Source organism: Xanthomonas sp. DAR 35659 (genome assembly GCF_041242975.1).
GTDB classification, from domain to species: domain Bacteria; phylum Pseudomonadota; class Gammaproteobacteria; order Xanthomonadales; family Xanthomonadaceae; genus Xanthomonas_A; species Xanthomonas_A medicagonis.
In genome coordinates, this window is the sequence record NZ_CP162488.1 from 3,829,898 (window position 1) to 3,855,274 (window position 25,377).

Genomic DNA, 25,377 nt, shown 5'->3' on the forward strand with positions numbered 1-25,377 from the left:
CGCCGGCTCGGAGTGCATGCGCCGGTCGCGCCAGAGTGAACTGCCGGGCCTGTCCCGGCTCGGGCGCGGTGCGCGCCCTACGGCCAGGGCGGTTGCTGGCAGTGGCGGCGTTGCCGACATCGCGCTGTCGCCGCTGCTTGCGATAGTGCCCGTCGGCGGTGATGAGCGCCTATGGCTGGCGATCGACTCGATGCCTTAGGCCGCCCATCAACCTGCCTGGACTGCGACGACGGCGCTGGACGACGACGGGGGACCTGTGGGGATGACGGCGCTACTGCATGTCCCTTGCCGCGAGCGCCACACACGGCGCCTGCGGCCATCTTCCGATGCCGCGCTGCCAGAGAGACCACGGCCTGCGGGAGCACGTACTGGGCGGCGCAGGTCGCCGCACACCGCCCGCCCATTCAACGCGTGCAGCGTAGCGCAGGCTCGCCTCGCAGCGACCGTCTTTGATTACTTTTCGCTATCGAATCATTTCAATAAATCAATTTTATAAATGAATGGCCCCTCGATAGTCTGCCTCTACCAAACCACCGCGCCGCCAGCCATGCGTCAGACCCGTTTCCGCTTGTTCCTGTTCCCCACGTCTGCGCATCCGTAGCACACGCACCCGCTTTCCCCCGTCCCATCCCATTCCAGCCACCGCCCGCTGCGCCGGGCGCCCGCACGAAGGTCCAGACCGATGAACACCGAAGCGAAATGCCCGTTCCATAGTGCCGTCAGCAGTGGCACCACCAACAAGGAGTGGTGGCCGCAGCAGTTGCGCGTGGACCTGCTCAGCCAGCATTCGTCCAAGTCCAATCCGCTGGGTGAGGCGTTCGATTACCGCAAGGCCTTCAACGGCCTCGATCTGCAGGCGCTGAAGCGCGACCTGCACGCGCTGATGACCGATTCGCAGGACTGGTGGCCGGCCGACTTCGGCCACTACGGGCCACTGTTCGTGCGCATGGCCTGGCATAGCGCCGGCACCTACCGCACCGGCGACGGCCGCGGCGGCGGCGGCCGCGGCCAGCAGCGCTTCGCCCCGCTCAACAGCTGGCCGGACAACGTCAGCCTGGACAAGGCGCGGCGCCTGTTGTGGCCGATCAAGCAGAAGTACGGCCAGGCCATCTCCTGGGCCGACCTGCTGATCCTCACCGGCAACGTCGCGCTGGAATCGATGGGCTTCAAGACCTTCGGCTTCGCCGGCGGCCGCGAAGACACCTGGGAGCCGGACCAGGACGTGTACTGGGGCCGCGAGACCAAGTGGCTGGGCGGCGACGATCGCTACTCGCGCGGTTCGCCCGGCGTGCCCGAGCCGCACGGCGTGCTGGTGAAGGACGACGACAGCGAAGTGCAGCACACCCGCGACCTGGAAAACCCGCTGGCCGCGGTGCAGATGGGCCTGATCTACGTCAACCCGGAAGGCCCGGACGGCAATCCCGACCCGCTGCTGGCCGCCAAGGACATCCGCGACACCTTCGGCCGCATGGCGATGAACGACGAAGAGACCGTGGCGCTGATCGCCGGCGGCCACACCTTCGGCAAGACCCACGGCGCCGGCCCGGCCGACCATGTCGGCGCCGAGCCGGAAGCGGCCGACCTGGAAAGCCAGGGCCTGGGCTGGCACAACAGCTTCGGCAGCGGCAAGGGCGGCGACACCATCACCAGCGGCCTGGAAGTCACCTGGACCACCAAGCCGGCGCAGTGGACCAACGAGTTCTTCGAGCACCTGTTCAAGTTCGAGTGGGAACTGAGCAAGAGCCCGGCCGGCGCGCACCAGTGGGTGGCGAAGAATGCCGAGGCGGTGATTCCGGACCCGCACGATCCGTCGAAGAAGCACCTGCCGACCATGCTCACCACCGACCTGGCGCTGCGCTTCGACCCGGCCTACGCGAAGATCTCGCGCCGCTTCCTGGACCATCCGGAACAGTTCGCCGATGCCTTCGCCCGCGCCTGGTTCAAGCTGACCCATCGCGACATGGGCCCGCGTGCGCGCTACCTCGGCCCCGAGGTGCCGGCCGAGGAACTGCTGTGGCAGGACCCGATCCCGGCCGTGGACCACCCGCTGGTCGACGCGCAGGACATCGCCGCGCTCAAGCGGTCCCTGCTCGATTCCGGGCTGAGCGTCGCGCAACTGGTGTCCACCGCCTGGGCCGCGGCGTCCACCTTCCGCGGCTCGGACATGCGCGGCGGCGCCAACGGCGCGCGCATCCGCCTGGCCCCGCAGAAGGACTGGGAGGTCAACCAGCCGGCGCAACTGGCGCAGGTGCTGGCCACGCTGGAACGCCTCCAGGCGCAGTTCAACGGCGCGCAAAGCGGCGGCAAGCGGATCTCGCTGGCCGACCTGATCGTGCTCAGCGGCGTCGCCGCGGTGGAACACGCGGCCAAGCTGGCTGGGCAGACCGTCGAAGTGCCGTTCGTGCCTGGCCGCATGGACGCCTCGCAGGAGCAGACCGACGTCGAGTCCTTCGCGGTGCTGGAACCGATCGCCGACGGCTTCCGCAACTACGCCAGGCGCCGCTACGCGGTGTCGGCCGAAGCGCTGCTGATCGACAAGGCGCAGTTGCTGACCCTGACCGCGCCGGAGATGACCGTGCTGGTCGGCGGCCTGCGCGTGCTCGGCGCCAACAGCGGCCAATCCGCGCATGGCGTGTTCACCGACCGTCCGGGCGTGCTCAGCAACGACTTCTTCGCCAACCTGCTGGACATGGGCACCGAGTGGAAGGCGACCTCGGCGATGAAGGACGTCTACGAAGGCCGCGACCGCAACAGCGGCGCGGTGAAGTGGACCGGCACCCGCGCCGACCTGGTGTTCGGCTCCAACTCGGTGCTGCGCGCCGTGGCCGAGGTCTACGCCAGCGCCGACGCGCAGGAAAAGTTCGTCCGTGATTTCGTCGCCGCATGGAGCAAGGTGATGCACCTGGATCGCTTCGACCTGGCCGCCTGAGGACGGCAGGCGCGACGCCGCCTCGGCGCCGCGCCTCGCAAGCTGGCAGCACACGCCAACGCCCCGTTCGCCGGGGCGTTGACGTGTGTGCAGCGACCGCCGCCGATCTGTGGCACGAGCCGAGACACGAAGAGCGGACAACTCCCGCGTCGCGGCTGAAGCCGCTCCCACAATGTGCCGATCGCAATGAGCAAGCCGACCTTGCCGACGACGCGGACCAAGCTGCGGGAGCGACTTCAGCCCCGACTGGGTGCGCCTGCGATGCCTCGTTCCTGCTAGCTGCAACTACAACGCCCCGCCCTCTGTAGGAGCGGCTTCAGCCGCGACAGCATGCCGGCAAGCACCTCAAACAATGCGCGACGATGGTTCGATGCGAACAAGGCCATGCAGCGAGCGTCACGGATTCGCGCGTCGCGGCGGAAGCCGCTCTTACCGCTGCCCACCGCGATGAGCACGCCCACCTCGACGGGCGCCGGTCTACTTGCAGAAGGAACTCCAGTCCCGACTACATGCATCCTGCAACGCCTCTTTCCTGCTAGCCGCAACTGCAACGCCAGGCCTCTGTAGGAGCGGCTTCAGCCGCGACAACATGCCGGCAAAGCACCTCAAACAATGCGCGACGACGGTTCGATGCGAACAAGGCTACGCAGCGAGCATCACGGATTCGCGCCTCGCGGCTGAAGCGGCGCCTACCGCTGCCCACCGCGATGAACACGCCAACCTCGACGGGCGCCGGTCCACTTGTGGGAAGGACTTCAGTCCCGACTGCATGCGGCCTGCAACGCCGCTCTTGCACCGCCTTGCCGCTTGCAAACGGCGAACGCGCACATCAACGCATCACCAACCGACCGCGCCGCCACCCGGTTCCAGGGCGCATCCGCGGTCGATGCAGCCTCGCCCGCACCCGGCCTAAGCGACGCGCGCCAAACGCCGCTACAACGCGTCGATATCGCCGAGCGCGCGGATCAATCGCCGCGCGCGCTTGTCCGGCTTGCTGTCCGGAGCCTGGTAGCCGTTGCGCTCGGCGCTGCGCTGCGCGCGCAGCTGCGCGCGGCGTTCGCGCGAGGCCTCGCTCTCCTGGTACAGGGCCTGCGCCACACTGGCCGGGCCGCGCGTGTCGCTCAGGCCCAGCACCTGGACCTCGAACACCTCGTCGCCGCGCTGCACGCGCAACTGCTCGCCCACGCGCACCGCGCGCGAGGACTTGGGCCGCTGCCCGGCCACGTCCACCTTGCCGGTTTCCACCGCCTGCTTGGACAGGCTGCGGGTCTTGAAGAAGCGCGCGGCCCAGAGCCACACGTCCAACCGCACCGCAGCCGCTTGTACAACGGGTTCGTTCATCGCGTTCAGGACATTCACCTGCATGTTGTTCGCCCGGTCGCGGTCGGCCGCGGCCTTCAGCGCCAGCCCGCCGGCGCGTCGCTCGCCGGAGCTCTATCCGCCGCGCCGGAGCCTTCCCGGCGCCGCGCCCGGCTCGGCCGACCGGCCGGACCGTGTCGCCCGGCGCATGGCCACCATACGCGCCGCGCCCGTTGCATGCAGGTGGCGGCGCGGTCGCCGCATTGCAAGTCTCCGTCACCGCTCGCGCCCCGCCGCGTGCGCGGCAGCCGCGCGACGCAAGGCGCCTGGTTCGCATCGACGCATCCATTCTAGGCCTTGGCCGGCCGCGCCACATCTGCCGTCGGTTGCCTCCCGGTGGCCGGGTGCCGGTGCTAGTGTGCACGCCTTTCCCGCCCCTCGCAGGCATCCGATGCAAAAGCCCGCCGCGCTGACCGAAGGCCCGATCGGCCGCCAGTTGCTGCTGTTCTCGCTGCCGATCCTCGCCGGCAACATCGCGCAGTCGCTGAACGGCTCGGTCAACGCGATCTGGGTGGGCCGCTACCTCGGCGAGGCGGCGCTGACCGCCGCGGCCAACGCCAACAGCATCATGTTCTTCCTGATCGGCTCGGTGTTCGGCATCGGCATGGCCGCCACCATCCTGATCGGCCAGGCGATGGGCCGCGGCGACGTGGCGCAGGCGCGGCGGGTGATGGGCACCAGCGCGACCTTCTTCATCGGCATCTCGGTGCTGATCGCGGCCTGCGGCTGGTGGCTGGCGCGGCACCTGCTGGCGGCAATGGGCACGCCGGCGGCGTCGCTGCCGCTGGCCGAGGCCTACCTGCGGGTGATCTTCCTGGCGATGCCGCTGCTGTACGCGTTCGCGTTCCTGTCGGCGGCGCTGCGCGGCACCGGCGACTCGCGCACGCCGTTCCGCTTCCTGCTGCTGTCGGTGGCGCTGGACATCGGCTTCAATCCGCTGCTGCTGTTCGGGCTGGGGCCGTTCCCCAGGCTGGGCATCGCCGGCGCTGCCTGGGCCACGCTGATCGCGCAGGCCATCGCCCTGGGCGGACTGTTGCTGTACCTGCGGCACAAGCGCCATGTGCTGTGGCTGGGCCGGCAGGACGCGCGGCTGTTCCGCCTCGATGCGACGATCCTGCGCGCGCTGGTGGTCAAGGGCGTGCCGATGGGCCTGCAGATGGTGCTGATCTCGCTGGCGATGATCGTGATGATCTCGATGGTCAACGGCTACGGCACCGACACCTCGGCCGCGTACGGCGCCGCGCTGCAGCTGTGGACCTATCTGCAGATGCCGGCGATGGCGATCGGCGCCGCCTGCTCGTCGATGGCCGCGCAGAACGTCGGCGCGCAGCGCTGGGACCGGGTCGCGGCGACCGCGCGCAAGGGCGTGCTGTTCAACTTCCTGCTGACCGGCGCGCTGATCGCGCCGCTGATCCTGCTCGACCGCTGGACCCTGGCGCTGTTCCTGCCGCCGCACAGCGCCGCGCTGGAGATCGCGCGCCACCTCAACCACATCGCGGTGTGGTCGTTCCTGTTCTTCGGCGTGACCTTCGTGATCTCCGGCGTGGTCCGCGCCACCGGCGCGGTGATCCCGCCGCTGCTGATCCTGGCGCTGTCGCTGTGGGGCGTGCGCGTGCCGTTCGCGCATTTGCTGCAACCGCAGTTGGGCGCCGACGCGGTGTGGTGGAGTTTCCCGACCAGCGCCACCTGCGCGATGCTGCTGTCGCTGGCGTATTACCGCTGGGGCAACTGGCGCAAGGCGCGGATGCTGGCGCCCTCGCGACCGGACACGCTCGCGCACCCGGCGGAAGTGCCCGCGCAACCGCCGGCCCCGGTGGCCGACGTGGCGGCCGCGCAGGATCCGGCGCGCTGATTGTTTGGGTGTGGGCGATGCCTTGCCGCCGAATCCCAGCCTTGTGTAGGAGCGGCTTCAGCCGCGACCGGGGATCCCCGCAAGCCATTGCCGCTCAGCGCCTGGATGCGCCTGGATTCCGGTCGGGCGTCTGTCGCGGCTGAAGCCGCTCCTACAGGGGCTTTCCGCGCGCGGCCTTGGCTGGACGAAACCGGCACCATGGCCGATCCCCAAAACGCGAACGGCCGCCCGAAGGCGGCCGTCGCGGCAGCGACCGAAGTCGCTGGGGATTACTCGGCCTTGGCGGCGGCCGCAGCGGCCTGGCGCGCGACCTTGGCCTGCGCAGCGGCGGCCAGATCTTCCTTGATGCGGGCGGCCTTGCCTTCCAGGCCACGCAGGTAGTACAGCTTGCCGGCGCGGACCTTGCCGCGGCGCTTCACTTCGACCGAGTCGATGATGGCGCTGTGGGTCTGGAACACGCGCTCCACGCCGAAGCCGTGGGAAATCTTGCGCACGGTGAACGAGGAGTTCAGGCCGGCGTTCTTGGTGCCGATCACCACGCCTTCGTAGGCCTGCACGCGCTCGCGGTTGCCTTCCTTCACCTTGACGTTGACGACGACGGTGTCGCCCTGGTTGAACTCCGGCAGCTTGCGCTGGATCTGGGCGGCTTCGAAGTCGGCCAGGATGGTCTTGTTGAGCTTGCTCATGGTGGGCACCGCTTGTGTCTGGTGAGGTGGTCCGGCAGTCGCCGCACGGCGATTGCGCGATATCGGAATGGGCCAAGCGCGGAACGCACTGGCCGGAAAGCCGGGCATTTTAACCCAGTCGTGCCGCCGTGGCTAGGGCTTGGACGGATTTTCCTGCACGGGCGCCGCCTCGGCCGCCAGGCCCTGGCGAAATTCCTCCAGCAGGCGCCGGTCGGCCTTGCTCAGCCCGGCTTCGTCGAGCAGGTCCGGACGCCGCAGCCAGGTCCGCCCCAGCGCCTGCATGCGCCGCCAGCGCGCGATCGCGGCGTGGTTGCCGGAACGCAGGATCGCCGGCACCTCGCCCAGCGCGTGCTCGCGCGGGTGGGTGTAGTGCGGGCAGTCGAGCAGGCCGTCCGGGCCCTCGAAGCTGTCCTGGGCGGCGGATTCGGTGTCGTTCAGCGCGCCTTCCTGCAGCCGCGTCACCGCGTCCACCAGCACCGCCGCGGCCAGTTCGCCGCCGGACAGCACGTAGTCGCCGATCGAGAGTTCCTCGTCCACCATCGCGGCGACGAAGCGCTCGTCCACACCCTCGTAGCGCCCGCACAGCAGCACCAGCCGCGGCAACGCGGCCAGTTCGCGCGCCCTGGCCTGGGTCAGCGGCTTGCCCTGCGGGCTCAGGTAGATCACCGGCGCCGGTTGCGGGTCGGCCTCGCGCAGCGCCTGCAGGCAGGCCTGCAGCGGCTCGATCATCATCACCATGCCCGGGCCGCCGCCGAACGGACGGTCGTCCACCTTGCGGTAGCCGCCGCTGGCGTAGTCGCGCGGGTTCCAGCCGTGCAGGTCTAGCAACGCGCGCTCCTGCGCACGCCCGACCACACCGAACGCGGCGCACTGGGCGACGAACTCGGGGAACAGGCTGATGACGTCGATGCGCATGGGCGGGGATTGGGGAGTCGGGATTGGGGATTCGCAAAAGCAACAGCGGGGCCGGCGCGCGCGCCGGCATCGCTCAGAACTCGGGGTCCCAGTCGACCACGACCAGGTTGGCCTCGAAATCCACCGACTTGATGTAGTCCGGTTGCACGAACGGCACCAGCCGCTCGCGGTCGCCGCGGACCACCAGCACGTCGTTGGCGCCGGTGGAGAACAGGTGCGACACCTGCCCCAGCGGCACGCCCTCGACGGTGCGCACATCCAGGCCTTCCAGGTCCACCCAGTAGTACTCGTCCGGGCGCGGCGGCGGCAGGCTGCTGCGCGCCACGTAGATCTCGGTGCCGCGCAGGGCCTCGACCGCGTCGCGGTCGGTGACGCCGGGCAAGGTGGCGATCAGGTACTTGCCGGACTCGCGGCCGCGCACGCCATCGAGGCTGCTTTCGCTGCCGTCGGGCTTGCGCACGATCCAGGGCTGATAACGGAAAATGGCGAGGCGCGGCTCGGTCCAGGACTCGAGCTTGGCCTCGCCACGGATGCCGAACGCGCCAAGGACCCGACCGAGCAGGATGCGGCGCTGGCTGTCTTTCATCGGGGCAAACGCAAGGGCCGCGCGCTGGGCGCAGCCCGCAGGATCAGGCCGCGGCGGCCTGGGCCTTGGTGGCTTCCTTATACAGGTTGCGCACCTTGTCGGTCAGCTGCGCGCCGTTGGAGACCCAATGGTCCACGCGCGGAAGGTCCAGCACGATGCGCGGCTCGGCGCCCTGCGCGACCGGGTTGTAGTAGCCCAGGCGCTCGATGTTGCGACCGTCGCGCGCGCTGCGCACGTCGGTGACGATGATGTGGTAGAAGGGGCGCTTCTTGGCGCCGCCACGGGTAAGGCGGATCTTGACCATGGTGAGTTTCCGGTGTTGCCCAGTCGCCAGGATGGCGCGGTGAGCCGGCGATTATAGCCACCGCCCTGCCCGCTGCCAAGTCGCTGCCGCCGCACAGGGATTGGGGATTGGGGATTGGGGATTGGGGATTGGGGATTGGGGATTCGCGAGAAGCGCCGCCAATGGCGGCGCCATCTCCCTGGGGGCTCAGATCGCCTGCCAGGGCTGGGTAAGCAGCGCATCCTCCAGCAACGCCAGCAGGTCCGCGGCCGGACCCAGCGCGCGTCCGTCCACCGCCGCGACCGCCTGCTGGCCGCGGGCGTTGCAGGTGAAGGCGGCCACGTCCGCCCCGAATGCTTGCAGCGACAGCGGCCGCTCGCGCTGCGCCACGCCCAGCGCGGCCAGGCCCGCCTGTAGCAACCGCTGCTGGGTGCCGTGCAGCGCCGGCGCCTGCGGCCAGTGCAGACAGGTGCCATCCCACAGCCCCAGATTCCAGGTCGGCCCCTCCATCACCTGCCCCTGCGCGTCCACGAACAGCGCATCGTCGCTGCCGGCCTGCTGCGCCAGGCGACGCTGGTGGAACGCGGCGAAGGTGCCGACATGCTTGAACTGCGGCGCCTCGCGCGCGAAGGCGCTGCTGCGCAGGCGCAGCGGCGCGGGGTCCGCCTGCGCCGGCTCGGCCAGCGACACCAACAGCTCCACGGTGCAGTTGGCATCCGCCCGGCGCAGGCTGAACGCGGGCCAGAACACGGTGACGCGCAGCGCGGCGTCGGCGCGCCCGGCCGCGGCCAGCGCCGCGCGCAGTTCCTCACGCACACGCTCCGCCGCCAAGGCGCTGCCGAACAGGGCCAGGTTGGCCTGCTGCAGCCGCCGCAGATGCAGATCCAAGCCGCGCACGGCGCCGTCGCGGACCTGCATGGTGCTGAAATGGCCGTAGTTGACCAGCGCCGCGGCGGCCAGCACCTCGGCCGTGGCCGCGCGTCCGTGGTGGAACACCTGCGCGGTCACAGCAGGGCCTGCGCATGTTGCCACCAGCGCGTCAGCAACGCCGCCGCCGGCTCGGCCGGCGCCATCCATGCCGACTGCCCGGCCCAGGCCTGCATCGCCGCGAGGCGGTCGGCGCGCAGGGCGGCCTGGCGCATCGGCGCGGTCAGGGCGCGCTGCACCGGATACGGGCGTGGCGGCGGCGCCTCCGCGGCGGCCGCGGCGCGCACGTAGTCGGTAGCCAGCGCCCGGCCCAGGCGGCCGGAGAAGGCGCGGGTCAGCGTGGTCTGCTCCGGCTCGGCCGCGGCCAGGGCCGCGGCCCAGGTCGGCGCCAGCGCCGCCTCCGGCGTCCGCAGCAAGGCGGTGCCGATCTGCACCGCGCTCGCGCCCAGGGTCAGCGCGGCGGCGATGCCACGGCCGTCGCCGATGCCGCCGGCGGCGATCACCGGCACCCGCAGTCGGTCGGCCAGCCGTGGCAGCAGCGCGAACAGCCCGGTCAACTGCCGCTCGGCGTTGCCGGCGTCGAAGGCGCCGCGGTGGCCGCCGGCCTCGGCCCCCTGCGCGACCACCGCGTCGGCACCGGCCGCTTCCGCGGCCAGCGCCTCGTCCAGGGTCGTGGCGCAGGCGAACCAGGCGATCCCGGCCTGGCGCAGGCGCCGCACCTGGTCCGGCCGGAACAGGCCCATGATCGACGAGGCCACCGCCGGCCGCGCCGCGAGCAAGGCGTCGAACTGGGCGTCGAAATCGGCCGGCGTCGCATCGCCGGTAGCGACATCGACCGGCGGCCCCCAGGCGCCGAGGAAGGCGCGCACCTCGGCCTCGGCGGCGGCATCGCGCCGCGGCGGCGGATCGGGCACCCACAGATTGACCTGGGTCGGCCCGCCGCCGGCGGCGCGGAACGCCTCCATCCATTGCACGATGTCCTGCGGCGACGACAGCACCGCGCCCATCGCGCCCATACCGCCGGCTGCGACCGCCGCCGCCGACAGCGGCACCGGACAGGTGCCGGCCATCGGACTGAGCAGGATCGGCAGGCGCAGGCCGACATCCCGGCAAAAGCGCGACGCCCGCGCACGCGCCGCGGATTCCCCGCCGGCCAGGCCCTCCATCTCAGCGCGCCTGCTGCAACAGTTGCACGATCCGCGGCCACTGCATCTGCTGCGCCAGCTCCAGCGCCGTGCGCCCCTGCGGATTGCGCAGCGACGGATCGGCCCCGTGCCGCAATAGCGTTTCCACCGGTTGATAGTTGCCGGCCAGCGCGTCGCGCTGCAGCAGCGTCCAGCCCTGCTCGTCGACCATCTGCGCCATATCGGGGCGGTTGCGCAGATCCTCGTCCATGCGCGGCCCCGCGTTCTCGCTCATCGGGTGCTCGCGCAGCGCGAGCGCGTCGGCGTCGTCCTCGACCTTGTCGTTGCGACCGAACAGACCGCCTAGCAGCCCAGGCTTCTTCGCCGCCGGCACCAGCCTGACCTGCCCGGGCGCAGCGAAGTCCAGCCCCCACGCGCCATCGTGCTCGGCGCGCTCGGCCGCGGACATGCCGCGGCGCATCGCGTCGATGGTGTAGCCGCCGTAGGCCTTGCCATCGATGACGTACATCCAGTCCTCCAGTTCGGCGACCGGAGCGGCGACGGCGTCGCCGGCGTGCAACGAGGAGATGTAGCCCGGATCGTTGAGCAGCGTGCCGGAAACGGTGTCACCGTCGAACTGCACCTCGCCGACCCACATGTGCTCGACCCGCGGCGCGTCGCGGTCGTCGGCGTCGGTCTCGAAGGCCAGCTTCACCGCCGCCATGTCCAGCCCCGGCACGATGCGCCGGTACTCCCAGGACAGTTCGCGCCAAAAGAACTTGAAGGTGCGACGCGCGGCGTGGAACGCCTCCAGCATCGCGGCGTCCTCGCCGTCCACGGAATAAGTGGAATCCTGACTCATCGCGGTGGTCTCCTGTGGTTGCAACGGATCGCAGACGCGGTGGCCGCGGCGCGCGAATCCATGCGCCGCCCGCATCGGGCGCGGGCCTCGAACGCTGCGATCGGGATAGCGAGATTCCAACGCGCGCCGCGCATGCGTGCGGCGCGCCGGCCGCGGGTCAGCGGAACGGCAGGCCGCCGCGCCCGCCCATGCCGCCCATCATGCCCTTCATGCCGCGCATCAGGCCCTTCATGCCGCCGCCGGCCATCTTCGACATCATCTTTTCCATCTGCTGGAACTGCTTCATCAGCTTGTTGACGTCGGCCGGCTGGGTGCCGGAGCCGCGCGCGATGCGGGCGCGGCGCGAGCCGTTGAGCAGCGCCGGGTTGCGCCGCTCCTTCTTGGTCATCGAGCCGATGATGGCGATCATCCGCGGCACGTCCTTGTTGCCGGCGACCTGCTGCTTGAGGTGCTCGGGGATCTGGCCCATGCCCGGCAGCTTGTCCATCAGCCCGGACAGGCCGCCCATGTTCTGCATCTGCTCGAGCTGGTCGCGCATGTCGTTGAGGTCGAACTTCTTGCCCTTGGCGACCTTCTCGGCCAGCTTCTGCGCCTTGTCCTTGTCGACCTGGTGCTCGACCTGCTCGACCAGCGACAACACGTCGCCCATGTCCAGGATGCGGCTGGCCAGGCGGTCGGGATGGAACACGTCCAGGCCGTCGGGCTTCTCGCCGACGCCGATGAACTTGATCGGCTTGCCGGTGATGTAGCGCACGCTCAGCGCGGCGCCGCCGCGGGCATCGCCGTCGGTCTTGGTCAGCACCACGCCGGTCAGCGGCAGCGCCTCGCTGAACGCCTTGGCGGTGTTGGCCGCGTCCTGGCCGGTCATCGCATCGACCACGAACAGCGTCTCGGCCGGGACGATCGCGGCGTGCAGCGCCTTGATCTCGGTCATCATCGCCGCGTCGATGGCCAGGCGGCCGGCGGTATCCACCAGCAGCACGTCGACGAAGGACTTGCGCGCGTCGGCGATGGCGGCGCGGACGATGTCCACCGGCTGCTGCGAGGCCTCCGACGGGAAGAACAGCACCCCGACCTGCTCGGCCAGGGTCTTGAGCTGCTCGATCGCGGCCGGGCGGTACACGTCGGCCGACACCACCATCACCTTCTTCTTGCGCTTTTCCTTCAGGTGCTTGGCCAGCTTGCCGACCGTGGTGGTCTTGCCCGCGCCCTGCAGGCCGGCCATCAGCACGATCGCCGGCGCCGGCACGTTGAGGTTGAGGTCGCTGGCGGCCGAGCCCATCACCGCGGTCAGCTCGTCGCGCACGACCTTGATCAGCGCCTGGCCGGGGGTCAGGCTCTTGAGCACCTCCTGGCCGACCGCGCGCACCTTGATGCGCTCGATCAGCGCCTGCACCACCGGCAGGGCGACGTCGGCCTCGAGCAGCGCGATGCGCACTTCGCGGGTGGCTTCGCGGATGTTCTCCTCGGTCAGGCGGCCGCGGCCGCGCAGGCGCTGCATGGTGCCGGAGAGGCGTTGGGTGAGGGATTCGAACATGCGGGCGGGTCGCGACGGGAAACGGCCGTCGATTATAGCCGCGCACGCCCGGCAACCCGGAGACGGCCGTACAACGGCTGCCCCAGCTGCGCCCTGCCAATCGGCGGGGCTGGCGGCGCCAGGGCGCGATGGCCGGTGCGCGGACCGAACCGGCCGCCGCTACCGGCCAGCGTCCAGCGCGGCTTCCGGGAAAGCCCCGCAGCGGGGACTCGGCGCGGCTGCGGAGCCGACATGCGGGCTTACGCGCCCAGCGGCGGCACCACGGGCGCAGCCCCGATATGCGAAACTGACGCGATGCTCCTCGTCCTCGTCGCGACCCTGCTGTATCTGACCGCCACCGGCCTGCTGGTCGGCTCGGTGGTGCGCGACCAGGTCGAGCGCAGCCGCGGCTGGCTATGGGTGGCGCTGCCCGCGGTGGCGTTGCACGCGGCCTATCACGTCCAGGTGGCGCTGCACACCGCCGGCGGGCCGGACATGCACTTCTTCGCCGCGCTGTCGCTGGTCAGCCTGGGCATGGCGCTGATGACCACCCTGGTCGGCGCCAGCGGACGCATGGCGGCGCTGGGCGTGGTGGTGTTCCCGCTGTCGGCGGCGCTGCTGCTGGCCTATCACGGGTACGGCCACGAGCCGGCGCCGATGCTGGACTGGCGGCTGCAGCTGCACGCCTGGATGGCGCTGCTGGCCTACGCCACCCTGGGCATCGCCGCATTGCTGGCGGTGATGCTGTGGCTGCAGGAACGCGCGCTGCGCCGTCGCGACTTCCACCCGTGGCTGCGCGCGCTGCCGCCGTTGACCGCGCTGGAGACGCTGCTGTTCCGCACCATCGTGGTCGGCTTCATCCTGCTGACCCTGACCCTGCTGACCGGCGTGCTGTTCGTGCAGGATTTCCTGGCGCAGCGGCTGGTGCACAAGACCGTGCTCAGCGTGCTGTCGTGGATCGTGTTCGGCGCGCTGCTGTTCGGCCGCTGGCGCTACGGCTGGCGCGGGATCAAGGCGGTGCACTGGACGCTGGCGGCGATGGTGTTGCTGCTGCTGGCGTTCTTCGGCAGCAAGTTCGTGATCGAACTGGTGCTCGGCTATCCGCAGTAGCGGCGCTGGGGATCTCAACGCCTCCCTGTAGGAGCGGCTTCAGCCGCGACGGAATGCCAGCGCACCCGGTTATCGTGCAGACGTGGCGTCGCGGCTGAAGCCGCTCCTACAGGAGTCGCGCCGCCCGCAAGCAGCCGGAACCCGACACTTCACTCGGCCAATGCGGCCTCGATCGCATCCCACTCGGCATCCGCGCCGACCTCGACGAAGCGGTAGACGATGCGGTGCCGATAGACCTGGCCCGGACGCAGGATGGTGTCCGGGAAGCCCGGCTGGTTGGGCGCATCCGGATAGCCCTGCGGCTCCAGGCAGATGCCGCGGCCCAGGCCCGGATGCTGGCGGTCCAGCCAATGCCCTTCGTACAGCTGCAGCGCGGGCATCGCGCTGGCGATGCGCATCGCCACGCCGCTGTGCGGCGAATACAGCACGGCGCTGCAGTCGCGCGCCGCGGCCAGCACCAGGCAATGGTCGTAGCCGCCGCTCAGACGCAACTGCGGATCGCCGGCGCTGTCCTTGTCGGCGATCGCGCGCGGCGTGCGGAAATCGAACGGCGTGCCGGCCACGCTGGCGATCTCGCCGCTGGGCAGCAGCGCCGCGTCGGCCACCGGCAGGTAACGGTCGGCCGGCACCCGCAGCCGCTGCGCGGCGGCCGCCACGCGGCTGTCGCCGGCCAGATTGAAGTAGGGATGATGGGTGAGGTTGAGCGGCGTCGGCGCATCGGTCTGCGCGCCGAACTCCAGTTCCAGGGTCTGGCCGTGCACGCTGAAGTCGGCGGTGAACCGGACGTTGCCCGGGTAGCCTTCCTCGCCGGCCGGCGAGTCGTAGCGCAGTTGCAGGCTGCGTTCGGTCCGCGCCTGCAGCGTCCACACCCGGCGCCCGAAGCCGAGCGCGCCGCCATGCAGATGATTGGCGCCCTCGTTGGCGGTGACCGCGTGGCGCTGCCCGTCCACGCTGAAGGCCGATCCGGCGATGCGGTTGCCGAAGCGGCCGACCAGCACGCCCAGGTAGGCCGGATCCTGCAGGTAGGCGTCCAGCGTCGGCAGGCCGAGCACCAGGTCGGTGCGGCCGCGCGCGGTGTCCAGGCTGAGGCTGCGCAGCAGGCCGCCGTAGGTCAGCAGTTCCGCGCGCAGGCCCGCACCGCTGTCCAGCACCAGGCGATGGATGGCGGTGCCGTCGGGGAGCTGGCCGAAGATCGATGACATGCGGGGAGTCCTGGTTGAGTGCGCGGAAGTGGATGGATTTCCGCGCGGGCCGCGCAGCATAACCAGCCCGACCGCCGGCAAGCCATCGCCGCGTCGCGCGACCGCGATGCATCCTGTAGACGCACCGCGCCTCGCATTCGCACGCCATCACTGAGAGCGTGCCATGCAACACAGAATGCCTGGATCTGCGGCATCGCATCATTGCAATCCCCGTATGGATCTCCCGATTTAAATCATTGGTCGGTCCTGCGCCGCTCCCCTATCTTCGGGTTGCGCAACGGGGAGCGCAGTCGCGGCCGGCATGCCGCATGCCGTGTGGCGCGACGTCGGCAGCACCGCACATCGGCTATCGCAACGAGGATCCACGTCATTGGTCGCATCGCACCGGCCCGCCCATGCCCGCACCACGGCCAGGCGCCCGCCATCGGGCGGCCACGCCGCCGCTGCGCCCTCCCCGCCCCCCAGGACTGCGCTGGGCACCCTCACCGCCAGCGTGTCGTATCCGGCCGCAGGCGATGTTCGTTTCCCACCACGCACGCGCCCAGGTCGCGCCATCGCGCGGCATCGTCCGCACGCCGTCCTTCCCGCACCCACCACACGCCGCGCGCCTGCGCGTCGCCGGCCCGACCCCCAGGAGACCCGCCCATGCGCTCGACCCGTCCACTGAAGCACGCCGCACGAGGCTGGCGGCACCGCCTGCCGCTGGCCGCCGCCATCGTCGCGCTGGCGCTGGGCACCGGCCTGACGCAGGCCGCCGAGGTCGAGGTGCGCGGCACCCTGCGCGCCGACCAGCCCGGCGCGCAGGTCTCGCGCAACCTGTTCGGCCAGTTCGCCGAGCACCTGGGCCACGGCATCTACGGCGGCGTGTGGGTCGGGCCGGAGTCGAAGATTCCGAACACGCGCGGCTACCGCAACGACGTGGTCGCGGCGCTGAAGGCGCTGCAGGTCCCCAACATCCGCTGGCCCGGCGGCTGCTTCGCCGACGAATACCACTGGCGCGACGGCATCGGCCCGCGCGCCAAGCGCCCGATCAGCATCAACACGCACTGGGGTGGCGTGGAGGAACCCAACAGCTTCGGCACCCATGAGTTCATGGACTTCACCGAACTGCTCGGCACCCAGGCCTACGTGGCCGGCAATGTCGGCGACGCCGCGCCGGACGAGATGGCGCAATGGGTCGAGTACATGACCGCGCCGACCAAGTCCACGCTCGCCAACCAGCGCCGCGGCAACGGCCGCGATGCGCCGTGGAAGGTGCCCTACTTCGGCGTCGGCAACGAGCTGTGGGGCTGCGGCGGCAACATGCGCGTGGAATACGCCGCGGACGTGTATCGCCGCTACCAGACCTTCGTCAAGGCGCCGGCCGACCAGAGGATCATGAAGATCGCGCCCGGCCCCAGCGACGACGACTACCACTGGACCGAAGTGATGATGCGCGAGGCCACCAAGTTCATGGACGGGCTGAGCATGCACTACTACACCATTCCCGGCGGCTGGCCGCCGCGCGCGTCCTCCACCGATTTCGACGAGACCGCGTGGATCCAGACGCTGTCGCGCACGCTGGTGATGGACGAACTGATCAGCAAGCACAGCGCGATCATGGACAAGTACGACCCGGACAAGAAGGTCGCGCTGGTGGTCGACGAATGGGGCACCTGGTACAGCGGCCTGCCCAACGTCAATCCCGGCTTCCTGCGCCAGCAGAACACGCTGCGCGACGCGCTGGTGGCCTCGCTCAACCTGGACATCTTCGTGCAGCACGCCGAGCGGGTGCGCATGGCCAACATCGCGCAGATGGTCAACGTGCTGCAGGCGATGATCCTCACCGACGGCGACAAGATGCTGCTGACCCCGACCTATCACGTATTCGCGCTGTACAAGCCGTACCAGGACGCGACCGCGCTGCCGCTGCAGATCAAGGCGCCCGATTACACGCACGGCGAGTACACGGTGCCGTCCGTGCACGGCTCGGCGGTCAAGGCCAAGGACGGCCACGTCTACGTGGCGCTGACCAACCTGGACCCGAACCGCGCCGCGCAGGTCGCGGTGAAGGTGGACGGCGTGCGGGCCAGCGGCGTCAGCGGGCAGATCCTCACCGCGCCGACGATCACCGCGCTCAACACCTTCGAACAGCCGCAGGCGGTGAAGCCGGCCAGCTTCGGCGGCGCCAGCCTGCGGGGCGACACGCTGCAGGTGGCGCTGCCGGCCAAGGCGATCGTGATGCTGAAACTGCAGTAATCGGCGGACGCCGCCGCGCCATCCCTCCCGCTGCAGGCGCGGGCGGGTCGTCCCCACCACGCCGGCCCAGGCCGGCGTGGTTTTTTTACCGGGTTTACTCCGACGTATCGGAGAGGCGCGCGAACAGCGACGCGCCATCGGGCGAGATCAGGTCGCTGACCGCCCAGCACCCGTTGCCGCGCCGCCGCAGTTCGATCTTCACCGCCTTGGAGGTGGGGTCCTCGTCGCCCAGCGCGAAGCGATAGTCCACGCGCACTTCCAGGACCGTGGCCTGGGGTCCGCCGGAGACCAGGGTGAAGCGCGGCTTGCCCTTGATGTCGCCGTCCTGCGCGTTGGTCCATGGGTCGTAGTCCAGATTGCACACACCTTCGCGTTCGGCGCAGGCCAGCTCGGCCTTGATCGCCTGCGCGAAGGCCGGGGTCAGCAGGCCATCCAGCTTCTGCGGCCGCCAATAGAAATCGCGCGCCTGGTACAACTGCTCGGCCACCTGCAGCGGCGTGGCGCACGGCGGTGTCTGCGCCGCGGCGAGTGCGGGCAACAGGGCAAGGATGGCAATGGCTCGACGCATGTACGGCTCCGGTATGGGGCGCCTATCAAGCCCGGATCGCGGCGCCTGCGCAAGTCCCGCGCGAGTTAGCTTCCAAGGTAGGAGATCCGGGGACGCGGCTCTCCGGACCCGGGTAGAGACCAACTGCGTTAATTCAGGACGGAAAACGCGCGCACCGGTGCATGCAGGGTCACTCTCGCCAGCTGCCAGTCGATCAGGCTGAACACGGCCTGCACTATCATCCCAGAGGCGACAGGCCAGTAGTAGGAACGCAGCTCTTCGCTTTCGGAGACCTTCGCAGGCGCGTGCTTCGCCTTGGCAATCGCAACGTCAGGCCGGTCGCCGAACTGCAGGCCGAAGGGCAGCACGCCGGAGTATCCCAAGGAACCCAGGTCGCCCCGGCGCTTGTAGGTGATGGCCGATACGATCGTATCGGATGCCGCATCCAGGTCTTCCGCCGCACCTGCCACGTCCTTTAGGTAGACCACGATGCCGTGCGATTGGGCACGCGCGTTCAGTTCCTCGGGGCAGCCATTGTCTTCATCGGCTTCATCGTCCAAGCCCAGGCTGGCAAGAAAACCGAGCACTTCCGATGAAGCGGCGGAGAGCCCCAGTTGAGCCAAGCCCGGCATGGCCGCATCGGCAGCGGGAGGAACATCCTCGATCCGCGGACTCAGCATGACGTCGTCGAACACGTTCTTTCGCCGAATATGCACATGCACCAGGCGCGCGTCCGGGCCCTCATCCTGGAAGCCGAAATTCAGTACCCAGTCGCCTGCGACAAAAAGGTCCGTGGACGTTTCATAAACCAATCGGCTGGCCAGTGGCTGGCCCAGCGCCGCATACGTGGCATCCGACCTACGGGTGGTCATGCCTACGCCGCGAAAAACCGGCCCCTCGAAACCCTGATAGATCTGAACACCCTTGGCGAAGAAGGCAACCTGCTCCAGAACGAACGACGCCTGGACGCCGCACGCGGCACGATGGACCAGATCGTAGTTTTCCCGCGTCTGAAAGATGAGGCAGAACCCATGGCGCTCGGACTGAACCACCATCGACTCTCGCGACAGGCATGCCAGTTCGTACTCCACATCCGTGTCGCCGTCATCCTCGACCAGCCCTTCGCGCTCGACCTGGTCGGGAGTCATGGGACGGTCATGAATCCGCTTTTGAACGAGAAATGCCTCCAGACCGCGGTCTTCGCAAGAGCAACCCAACCATTCGACCAAGGCCAGGACATCACCAGCGAAATCATCCATCAAGATCGCCATGTTTTCCTCTTCAGTCACACAGGCCGTGCTTGCGCTTGCCGTCGGTCGGCACGCCTATCTGGAAGAAGCGCAGCTTTTCCTCAGCGAAGGCCACCGTCCAGACAAGGCCATCCAGATAGTAGCTATCGTTGGTTGGCAGACGCCTTTTCAGGACCTTGAGCTTTCCCTCGATCTCGCTGCGCGAATCCGTGGCGAGTAGGCCATACGGCAAGGGGCCGAAATAGACCCCGTTTTCCTGACCCTTGTCCAGCAGCATGATTTCCAGTTGATAGAAGACGAACGTGCCTTCGCTTCTGGGCACGATGCCCAAGTCTTCCGCGTCGATCTGAAACGACATGGTAAGACCCGACCCAACGGCAATGAGGGTATCAAGCGACCTTCCTATTTTTGGCCGCTTCTTCACTCCCGACGCCGCCAGGTAGTCATCAAAAGGAGGATGGATGCTGCTATGGCCCAAAAACCCAATCAAAGGGGTTGCATTCATACAAAGCAACTCACGGACAAAGGTTGTTCTTGCGGAGCAGATTGGTCGGCACGCTCAGTTGCAGATACTGAAAGTGATCCTCATCAAAAGCAGCCATGTACACCAAGCCATCCCGACAATATGTATCCACCTCAGGCGTTCGTCTTTTCAGATTCACCAGCTTTCCCTCTATCTCGAGCCTAGACGCGGAGGCCGTGAGGCCATATGGAAGAGGACCGGAGTAAATACCCCCATCGCCATCCGACAGCAGTATTTCAAGCCCCCTAAAAACGAAGGCACCATCGCTCTTTTGGCTGATTCCTTCGGCCTCCGCCTTGATAGTAAAGCGAAGGGTCAACCCCTCTTTTTCCAGTGAAATCACATTATCCAGCGACCTTCCAAGCGCTGGCCTCTTTTTCACCCCGTGCTTCAACAGGAACTCATCGAATGGTTCATGAGTGCTGCTATAGCCAAGGAAATCCTTCAACTCGATCGCATTCATTTCAACCTTGAACACCTTGCCAACCTCAATCAAACCTAGCCATCATGAATACTTTCCACTCACTCGCAAAGGCCACGCTTGCGCTTGCCGTTGGTCGGCACGCTTATCTGGAAAAACTGCAAATCCTCGCCCTCGAAAGCCACCGTCCAGACAAGGCCGCCCAGAAAGTAGCTGTCATTGTCCGGCATGCGCCTCTTCAGGTTCTTGAGCTTCCTCTCGATCTCGCCGCGCGAATCCTTTGATAGAAGGCCATATGGCAAGGGTCCGGTATAGATTCCGTGGTCCTGACCTTCATCCAGCAGCATGATTTCCAACTGATCGAAGACAAAGGTGCCTTCGCTCTTTGGCACGATGCCCTCGCCTTCCGCGTCGATGTCAAACGACATGGCAAGCCCCTCACCCTTGATGAAAATGGTGGTATCGAGGGACCTACCCACCTTTGGCCGCTTCTTCACACCCGACGCCATCAGAAAGTCGTCAAAGGGCGGATAAATACTCCCGTGACCCAGAAAATCAAGCAGCGCGATTGCGTTCATACAAAACGATCCATGTAGAAATTTCCTTGAAAAGCGGACGACTCGACGATGCGAATATCGACAGTCGTCATCAACACAGGAATATACACCAACCATGCAACCGGCATGCATGAAGCTGAAAGTGCAGCGCCGCACCGCGAGCCGCAGAAGAACGTCGGTGCTTGCTCGGCGCGGACAGGCGCCATGCGGGATTGCCCGCCATGGCGAGGTGCTTAGCCCGGCCAATGATCGCAACGCGCATCCCAGGCGCGATCCGCCGGTGTTCGTGCATGCGGTGGCGATACCCGTGCCGGTCAGCGCCTGGCTTGCCCGACCTGTGAATTGCGCGCAGACAGGCCGAATTGCCTGGACCCGCATGCCGTGCCGCGCGTCGGCTGAACGGAACGGTGCTGCGGTCTTTGCCTGGTCGCAACCATTCGCCTGCCGCGCACTGGTTCAGGCCGCAGCGGAAGCCGGTGAACGGTTCGAAGTGCAGCACCGACGGTATGGAGTTACGCAAAAAAAAGGGAGCCGGCGAACCGGCTCCCCAACTTGCTACTTCAAGGTGCGACGACGGGCGGTCTCATGCCGCCTTGACCGCCTCATAGCGCTCGAACGCCATGCTGGCGGACGCACGGCCCTGGGTTAGCGACCGCAGCGCGGTGGCGTAGGCCTGCAACTGCGCCAGCGGCGCGTGCGCGACCACGTCGGCGCGCGCGCCGCGCTCGGCGATCGCCACGACGCGGCCGTCGCGCCGTTGCAGGTCGCCGAGCACGTCGCCGACGCTGGCCGCCGGGGTGTCGATCGCCAGCGCCATCACCGGCTCCAGCAAGCGCGTGCCGGCCTGCGCCAACGCCGCCTTGACCGCTTCCGACGCCGCACGCTGGAACGCCATGTCCGACGAATCCACCGCATGCGCTAGGCCGTCGACCAGGGCGACCTCCACACCGACCACCGGGTAGCCGAGCGGACCTTGCGCCAGCGCCGCGCGCACACCCTTCTCGGTCGCGGCGACGAAGGCCTTTGGCACCACGCCGCCGCGGCTGCGGTCCACGAACACGACCGCCCCGTCCGCACGTGGCACAAGGTCCAGCACCACCTGCGCGAACTGGCCATGGCCACCGTTCTGCCTGGACAGCCGCCCGACCACGCCCGGCACCGCCGCACGCAGGGTTTCCTGGTAGGCCACGCGCGGCACGCCGGTGCGTACATCCACATGCCACTCGGTGCGCAGGCGCTCCACCATCACTTCCAGGTGCAGTTCGCCCATGCCCCAGACCAGGGTTTCGCCGGTCTCCGGATCGCTGTCGAGACGGAACGAGGGATCTTCCTGCGCCAGCCGCGCCAGTCCCTGCCCCATCCGCACCAGGTCCGCGGCGTTGGCCGCGGCCAGGCGCCACGCCAGCACCGGCGGCTGGGTACGGATGCTCTCCAGCACCCAACGCGCGTCGCCGCCGCTGAGCGTCTCGCCGCTGGTCGCGTCCTTCCAGCCGAGGATGGCCACGATCTCGCCGGCGAGCGCCTGCGCCACGTCGTGGGTCCGCTGCGCCTGGACCACCGCCAACCGCCCGACCCGGCGCGGGCGCCGCGTCTGCGACGCCCACACCGTGTCGCCGACGCGCAAGGTGCCCGCGTACACGCGCACGAACGCCAGCGGCCCCTGCGCGGTATGCGCGACCTTGAACACCAGCGCCGCCAGCGGCGCGGACGGGTCCGGCGCCAGGTGCACGGTCTCCGCCACGTCGGCGTCGTCGCGCGCGCGTGTCGCAGGCACCGGCGGACGGTCCAGCGGCGACGGCAGCCAATCGACGATCGCGTCCAGCAACGGCTCGATGCCCTTGCCCTTGAACGCCGAACCGGCCAGCACCGGCACGCCGGCGCCCGCCAGGGTGGCGCGGCGCAACGCCGCGCGCAGCGCGTCGTCGTCGATCGCCTGCTCCCGCAGATAGGCATCGGCCAGGTCGTCGTCGTGGTCGGCTACCGCGGCGATGAGGCGCTCGCGCGCCGCGGCGAACGCGGCCGCGTCGTCCGCGGTCCACGCGCGCGCGGCCATGCGGTCGTCGCCGTCCCAGGCGAGCACGCGGCGGCCGACCAGGTCGACCCAGCCATCGAAGCCGGAATCGCCAGGCAGCGGCACGCCGACGGCCCATACGGTGGCGTCGAGCTTGTCGCGCAACTGGTCCAGCACACCGTCGAACGAGGCGCCGGCACGGTCCATCTTGTTGACGAACGCGAGCAACGGCACGCCGTGGCGGCGCGCCTGGCGCCACACGGTCTCCGACTGCGGCTGCACGCCGTCGACCGCGGAAAACACCGCGACCGCGCCGTCGAGCACGCGCAAAGAGCGCTCCACCTCGATCGCGAAATCGATGTGCCCCGGCGTGTCGATCAGGGTGAGCCGATGCGCCGGTTGCCCGCGCACGGACCAGTGCGCCTGCACCGCGGCGGCGTCGATGGTGATGCCGCGGGCGCGCTCGATGTCGGAGAAGTCGGTGGTGGCGGCGCCGTCGTGGACTTCGCCGACACGATGGATCGCGCCGGTGACCCACAGCAGGCGTTCGGTGAGGGTGGTCTTGCCGGCGTCGATGTGGGCGATGATGCCGAGATTGCGCCAGCGGGAAAGGGTTTGGGTGTTCATGAGAGGGGTTCCAGTGCCAACACGGGAAGGCCGCATGCCCCGGTTGGCGCGTGGGCATACGGCTAGGTTTCGGGTTCGGCTGCGTGGTGCATGGCACGTTCTCCTTCGCGTCTCGGAAGTGGGATGGCTGAAAAAAGGCAATAAAAAAGCACCCATCGGGTGCTCGTCTGCGGCGGATCGGCGGCGGCGGAGCGCTACGGCTCGGCTCGGTCCATCCCGTCAGGCAGGCGCACCCGGCCCGCGCTGATGCGCAGGGCGGCGGTCGGCAATATCAGTAGCGGCGCGTGCGACATGGCAGGACGGGCGATACGGTGGACGAGGGCGCAAGTCTGGACCTGTGGCGTTGCCGGGTCAATGCGTTGGGGGCGGCGCAGTTGGAACAGATCGGGGCGACCCATGCAACGACGCCGCGCCAGTGCGCCGCTCGCGCATCTGGCAGCCCCCGACTGCGACAAGGCGGGCTGCGGCGACTGGCACGAGGAGCAACCGAAGTGGACGCGAACGCGCCCGCGGACCCGCGCTTTCCTTGTTGGCAGGAAATGAAGGAAGATCGACCTTTAAGCCAAGCGTGAATCCCGGAACAGTGGGAGGCCGACCACACCCCGGATTTCGCCATGTCTGATGTTTCCCGTCACCGCGCCTGCATCGCCCTGCTCGCCTTCGCCGGTCTCTTCGCAGGCGGCGCAGCGGCAGCCGCCGCCGATTCCCCGGCACCACCGCAGCTAGCGGACACCCCGACGAAGGCCTTGCCGATCGTCCACCGCCGAACGGATCCGGACGCCCGTCCCGTGGTGGTCGTCATCGCCCAGGACAAGACCGTGTTGTCGGACTTCGTCGTGCCCTACGGCGTGCTCGCGCAATCCGGCGTGGCGCACGTGATCGCCTTGAACATGAAGGATGGCCCGCTGAAGGCTGGCCCGCTCACGCTGTTGCCCGACATGTCCGTTGCCGACTTCGACAAGGCCTATCCCGCGGGTGCCGACTACGTGATCGTGCCGGCGACGGAAAACAAGCACGTGGAGGAAACGGACTGGTTGCGAACGCAACGCGCGCGCGGCGCGGCGCTGGTGTCGATCTGCGACGGGGTCGAACTGCTGGCGGAGATCGGCGCGCTCGACGATCGCCGCGCCACGGGCCACTGGGCCTCGTTGCGCGATCGTCGCAAGCACTACCCGCAGGTCACCTGGCTGACGAACCTGCGCTATGTGGCCGATGGCGATGTCGCCTCGAGCGCTGGCGTCTCCGCCGCGCTGCCGATCAGCCTGGCGCTGGTCGAGACCATCGCCGGACCGCAAGCGGCGCGTGCGACCGCCGGCCGCCTGGGCGTCGCGGAATGGGATGCCGCGCATGACAGCGACGTGTTCCGGGTACGTCCAACGGATGTGGCGACGCACCGCGCCAACATGCGCCTCAAGCGCGAAGACGTGGTGGCGCTGGAGGTACGCGACGGTGACGACGAAGTGGCGCTGTCGCTGCATGCGGAAGCATGGTCGCGCACGATGCGCAATGATGTCCGGCTTGTCTCCGAGACCGCCGGCCCGGTCCGGCTGCGCGGCGGCCTGCGCATGCTGGCACAGTGCACGTCGTCCTCGACGCCGGACGTAAGCATCGCATTGGCCACGGCCGCCCCCGCCGGCGCGGCACTCTCTGCCGCGTTGGATCTGATCGCCCAGCGCTATGGCGGCGGCACCGCGCGCCTGTCCGCGCTCGCCATGGAATACCCATGGGGCGATCTGCAGGGCGCGCGCTGACATGCGCAGCCCGCGCGCCCCGCATTCTCCCGTCCAGCGCCCACGGCGGCGTTCCCTCGCCGTGAACGGACAGCAGCCCATGACATCTGGACCAGCGCCCG

General features: G+C 68.8%; 21 protein-coding genes. 5 read left to right on the forward strand and 16 right to left on the reverse strand.

Annotated elements, in window-relative coordinates; all coding sequences use genetic code 11:
- Window positions 1–682 precede the first annotated feature (682 nt).
- Window positions 683–2,929, forward strand: a complete 2,247-nt coding sequence (gene katG, locus AB3X07_RS15970) for a catalase/peroxidase HPI (RefSeq protein ID WP_369939594.1) — start codon at window positions 683–685, stop codon at window positions 2,927–2,929.
- Window positions 2,930–3,862: 933 nt separating this feature from the next.
- On the opposite strand, the gene AB3X07_RS15975 is transcribed toward katG, so the two are convergent.
- Entirely contained in the window at window positions 3,863–4,270 is a 408-nt protein-coding gene (locus AB3X07_RS15975) for an RNA-binding S4 domain-containing protein (protein WP_369939595.1), read from the reverse strand.
- Window positions 4,271–4,679: 409 nt separating this feature from the next.
- Here AB3X07_RS15975 and AB3X07_RS15980 point away from each other — a divergent pair, with 409 nt between their 5' ends.
- On the forward strand, window positions 4,680–6,140 hold the full coding sequence (locus AB3X07_RS15980) for an MATE family efflux transporter (protein ID WP_369939596.1): 1,461 nt from the start codon (window positions 4,680–4,682) through the stop codon (window positions 6,138–6,140).
- A 269-nt stretch (window positions 6,141–6,409) separates the two neighbouring features.
- On the opposite strand, the gene rplS is transcribed toward AB3X07_RS15980, so the two are convergent.
- The 8 genes from rplS to ffh form a co-directional block, all read right to left on the reverse strand.
- Window positions 6,410–6,826: a 50S ribosomal protein L19 gene (gene rplS / locus AB3X07_RS15985; RefSeq protein ID WP_128421712.1), complete on the reverse strand. Its 417-nt coding sequence runs from the start codon at window positions 6,824–6,826 to the stop codon at window positions 6,410–6,412.
- A 132-nt stretch (window positions 6,827–6,958) separates the two neighbouring features.
- A complete protein-coding gene (gene trmD / locus AB3X07_RS15990) occupies window positions 6,959–7,741 on the reverse strand; it encodes a tRNA (guanosine(37)-N1)-methyltransferase TrmD (RefSeq protein WP_369939598.1) in 783 nt (260 codons plus the stop codon).
- A 73-nt stretch (window positions 7,742–7,814) separates the two neighbouring features.
- Window positions 7,815–8,327 (reverse strand): ribosome maturation factor RimM, encoded by a 513-nt coding sequence (gene rimM / locus AB3X07_RS15995; protein ID WP_369939599.1) that lies wholly within the window; start codon window positions 8,325–8,327, stop codon window positions 7,815–7,817.
- A gap of 43 nt (window positions 8,328–8,370) precedes the next feature.
- A complete protein-coding gene (gene rpsP / locus AB3X07_RS16000; RefSeq protein WP_145701131.1) occupies window positions 8,371–8,631 on the reverse strand; it encodes a 30S ribosomal protein S16 in 261 nt (86 codons plus the stop codon).
- A 186-nt stretch (window positions 8,632–8,817) separates the two neighbouring features.
- Window positions 8,818–9,618: an aminotransferase class IV gene (locus AB3X07_RS16005; RefSeq protein ID WP_369939601.1), complete on the reverse strand. Its 801-nt coding sequence runs from the start codon at window positions 9,616–9,618 to the stop codon at window positions 8,818–8,820.
- The gene (locus AB3X07_RS16010; RefSeq protein ID WP_369939602.1) at window positions 9,615–10,703 is read right to left on the reverse strand and encodes an NAD(P)H-dependent flavin oxidoreductase; all 1,089 of its coding nucleotides are present in this window, start codon (window positions 10,701–10,703) and stop codon (window positions 9,615–9,617) included. The genes AB3X07_RS16005 and AB3X07_RS16010 overlap by 4 nt, the downstream gene beginning before the upstream one ends.
- A 1-nt stretch (window position 10,704) precedes the next feature.
- Window positions 10,705–11,523, reverse strand: coding sequence for a DUF2314 domain-containing protein (locus AB3X07_RS16015; RefSeq protein WP_369939603.1), 819 nt, complete (start codon window positions 11,521–11,523; stop codon window positions 10,705–10,707).
- Between the two features lie 157 nt (window positions 11,524–11,680).
- The gene (gene ffh, locus AB3X07_RS16020) at window positions 11,681–13,060 is read right to left on the reverse strand and encodes a signal recognition particle protein (protein ID WP_369939604.1); all 1,380 of its coding nucleotides are present in this window, start codon (window positions 13,058–13,060) and stop codon (window positions 11,681–11,683) included.
- A 294-nt stretch (window positions 13,061–13,354) separates the two neighbouring features.
- On the opposite strand from ffh, the gene AB3X07_RS16025 reads away from it, so the two are divergent.
- Window positions 13,355–14,149, forward strand: coding sequence for a cytochrome C assembly family protein (locus AB3X07_RS16025; protein ID WP_369939605.1), 795 nt, complete (start codon window positions 13,355–13,357; stop codon window positions 14,147–14,149).
- Between the two features lie 149 nt (window positions 14,150–14,298).
- Here the strand turns inward: AB3X07_RS16025 and AB3X07_RS16030 are convergent, their stop codons facing one another.
- Window positions 14,299–15,351: an aldose epimerase family protein gene (locus AB3X07_RS16030; protein ID WP_369939606.1), complete on the reverse strand. Its 1,053-nt coding sequence runs from the start codon at window positions 15,349–15,351 to the stop codon at window positions 14,299–14,301.
- A gap of 645 nt (window positions 15,352–15,996) precedes the next feature.
- Here AB3X07_RS16030 and AB3X07_RS16035 point away from each other — a divergent pair.
- Window positions 15,997–17,589: an alpha-N-arabinofuranosidase gene (locus AB3X07_RS16035; RefSeq protein WP_369939608.1), complete on the forward strand. Its 1,593-nt coding sequence runs from the start codon at window positions 15,997–15,999 to the stop codon at window positions 17,587–17,589.
- A gap of 94 nt (window positions 17,590–17,683) precedes the next feature.
- On the opposite strand, the gene AB3X07_RS16040 is transcribed toward AB3X07_RS16035, so the two are convergent.
- The 6 genes from AB3X07_RS16040 to fusA form a co-directional block, all read right to left on the reverse strand.
- Window positions 17,684–18,157, reverse strand: a complete 474-nt coding sequence (locus AB3X07_RS16040; protein WP_369939609.1) for a hypothetical protein — start codon at window positions 18,155–18,157, stop codon at window positions 17,684–17,686.
- Between the two features lie 128 nt (window positions 18,158–18,285).
- The gene (locus AB3X07_RS16045; protein ID WP_369939610.1) at window positions 18,286–19,407 is read right to left on the reverse strand and encodes a hypothetical protein; all 1,122 of its coding nucleotides are present in this window, start codon (window positions 19,405–19,407) and stop codon (window positions 18,286–18,288) included.
- 10 nt (window positions 19,408–19,417) lie between these two features.
- Window positions 19,418–19,891, reverse strand: coding sequence for a hypothetical protein (locus AB3X07_RS16050; protein WP_369939611.1), 474 nt, complete (start codon window positions 19,889–19,891; stop codon window positions 19,418–19,420).
- A 10-nt stretch (window positions 19,892–19,901) separates the two neighbouring features.
- Window positions 19,902–20,387, reverse strand: a complete 486-nt coding sequence (locus AB3X07_RS16055; protein ID WP_369939613.1) for a hypothetical protein — start codon at window positions 20,385–20,387, stop codon at window positions 19,902–19,904.
- 44 nt (window positions 20,388–20,431) lie between these two features.
- Window positions 20,432–20,908 carry a hypothetical protein gene (locus AB3X07_RS16060; protein ID WP_369939614.1) on the reverse strand — a complete coding sequence of 159 codons (477 nt, stop codon included), beginning with the start codon at window positions 20,906–20,908 and terminating at the stop codon, window positions 20,432–20,434.
- A gap of 562 nt (window positions 20,909–21,470) precedes the next feature.
- Window positions 21,471–23,525, reverse strand: a complete 2,055-nt coding sequence (fusA, locus tag AB3X07_RS16065; RefSeq protein WP_369939615.1) for an elongation factor G — start codon at window positions 23,523–23,525, stop codon at window positions 21,471–21,473.
- Between the two features lie 614 nt (window positions 23,526–24,139).
- Between fusA and AB3X07_RS16070 the strand changes: the two genes are divergently transcribed.
- Entirely contained in the window at window positions 24,140–25,276 is a 1,137-nt protein-coding gene (locus AB3X07_RS16070; RefSeq protein ID WP_369939617.1) for a DJ-1/PfpI family protein, read from the forward strand.
- The last annotated feature ends 101 nt before the right edge of the window (window positions 25,277–25,377 follow it).

What these genes read in the sequence shown, in the direction of transcription:
- AB3X07_RS16030 (WP_369939606.1), bottom strand. Translation starts at nt 15,351, where the DNA reads ATGTCATCGATCTTCGGCCAGCTCCCCGACGGCACCGCCATCCATCGC.
- trmD (WP_369939598.1), bottom strand. Translation starts at nt 7,741, where the DNA reads ATGCGCATCGACGTCATCAGCCTGTTCCCCGAGTTCGTCGCCCAGTGC.
- AB3X07_RS16025 (WP_369939605.1), top strand. Translation starts at nt 13,355, where the DNA reads ATGCTCCTCGTCCTCGTCGCGACCCTGCTGTATCTGACCGCCACCGGC.
- AB3X07_RS15980 (WP_369939596.1), top strand. Translation starts at nt 4,680, where the DNA reads ATGCAAAAGCCCGCCGCGCTGACCGAAGGCCCGATCGGCCGCCAGTTG.
- AB3X07_RS16010 (WP_369939602.1), bottom strand. Translation starts at nt 10,703, where the DNA reads ATGGAGGGCCTGGCCGGCGGGGAATCCGCGGCGCGTGCGCGGGCGTCG.
- AB3X07_RS16070 (WP_369939617.1), top strand. Translation starts at nt 24,140, where the DNA reads ATGTCTGATGTTTCCCGTCACCGCGCCTGCATCGCCCTGCTCGCCTTC.
- katG (WP_369939594.1), top strand. Translation starts at nt 683, where the DNA reads ATGAACACCGAAGCGAAATGCCCGTTCCATAGTGCCGTCAGCAGTGGC.
- AB3X07_RS16050 (WP_369939611.1), bottom strand. Translation starts at nt 19,891, where the DNA reads ATGAATGCAACCCCTTTGATTGGGTTTTTGGGCCATAGCAGCATCCAT.
- rpsP (WP_145701131.1), bottom strand. Translation starts at nt 8,631, where the DNA reads ATGGTCAAGATCCGCCTTACCCGTGGCGGCGCCAAGAAGCGCCCCTTC.
- AB3X07_RS16015 (WP_369939603.1), bottom strand. Translation starts at nt 11,523, where the DNA reads ATGAGTCAGGATTCCACTTATTCCGTGGACGGCGAGGACGCCGCGATG.
- rplS (WP_128421712.1), bottom strand. Translation starts at nt 6,826, where the DNA reads ATGAGCAAGCTCAACAAGACCATCCTGGCCGACTTCGAAGCCGCCCAG.
- ffh (WP_369939604.1), bottom strand. Translation starts at nt 13,060, where the DNA reads ATGTTCGAATCCCTCACCCAACGCCTCTCCGGCACCATGCAGCGCCTG.
- AB3X07_RS16045 (WP_369939610.1), bottom strand. Translation starts at nt 19,407, where the DNA reads ATGGCGATCTTGATGGATGATTTCGCTGGTGATGTCCTGGCCTTGGTC.
- AB3X07_RS16035 (WP_369939608.1), top strand. Translation starts at nt 15,997, where the DNA reads ATGCGCTCGACCCGTCCACTGAAGCACGCCGCACGAGGCTGGCGGCAC.
- AB3X07_RS16060 (WP_369939614.1), bottom strand. Translation starts at nt 20,908, where the DNA reads ATGAACGCAATCGCGCTGCTTGATTTTCTGGGTCACGGGAGTATTTAT.
- fusA (WP_369939615.1), bottom strand. Translation starts at nt 23,525, where the DNA reads ATGAACACCCAAACCCTTTCCCGCTGGCGCAATCTCGGCATCATCGCC.
- rimM (WP_369939599.1), bottom strand. Translation starts at nt 8,327, where the DNA reads ATGAAAGACAGCCAGCGCCGCATCCTGCTCGGTCGGGTCCTTGGCGCG.
- AB3X07_RS15975 (WP_369939595.1), bottom strand. Translation starts at nt 4,270, where the DNA reads ATGAACGAACCCGTTGTACAAGCGGCTGCGGTGCGGTTGGACGTGTGG.
- AB3X07_RS16040 (WP_369939609.1), bottom strand. Translation starts at nt 18,157, where the DNA reads ATGCGTCGAGCCATTGCCATCCTTGCCCTGTTGCCCGCACTCGCCGCG.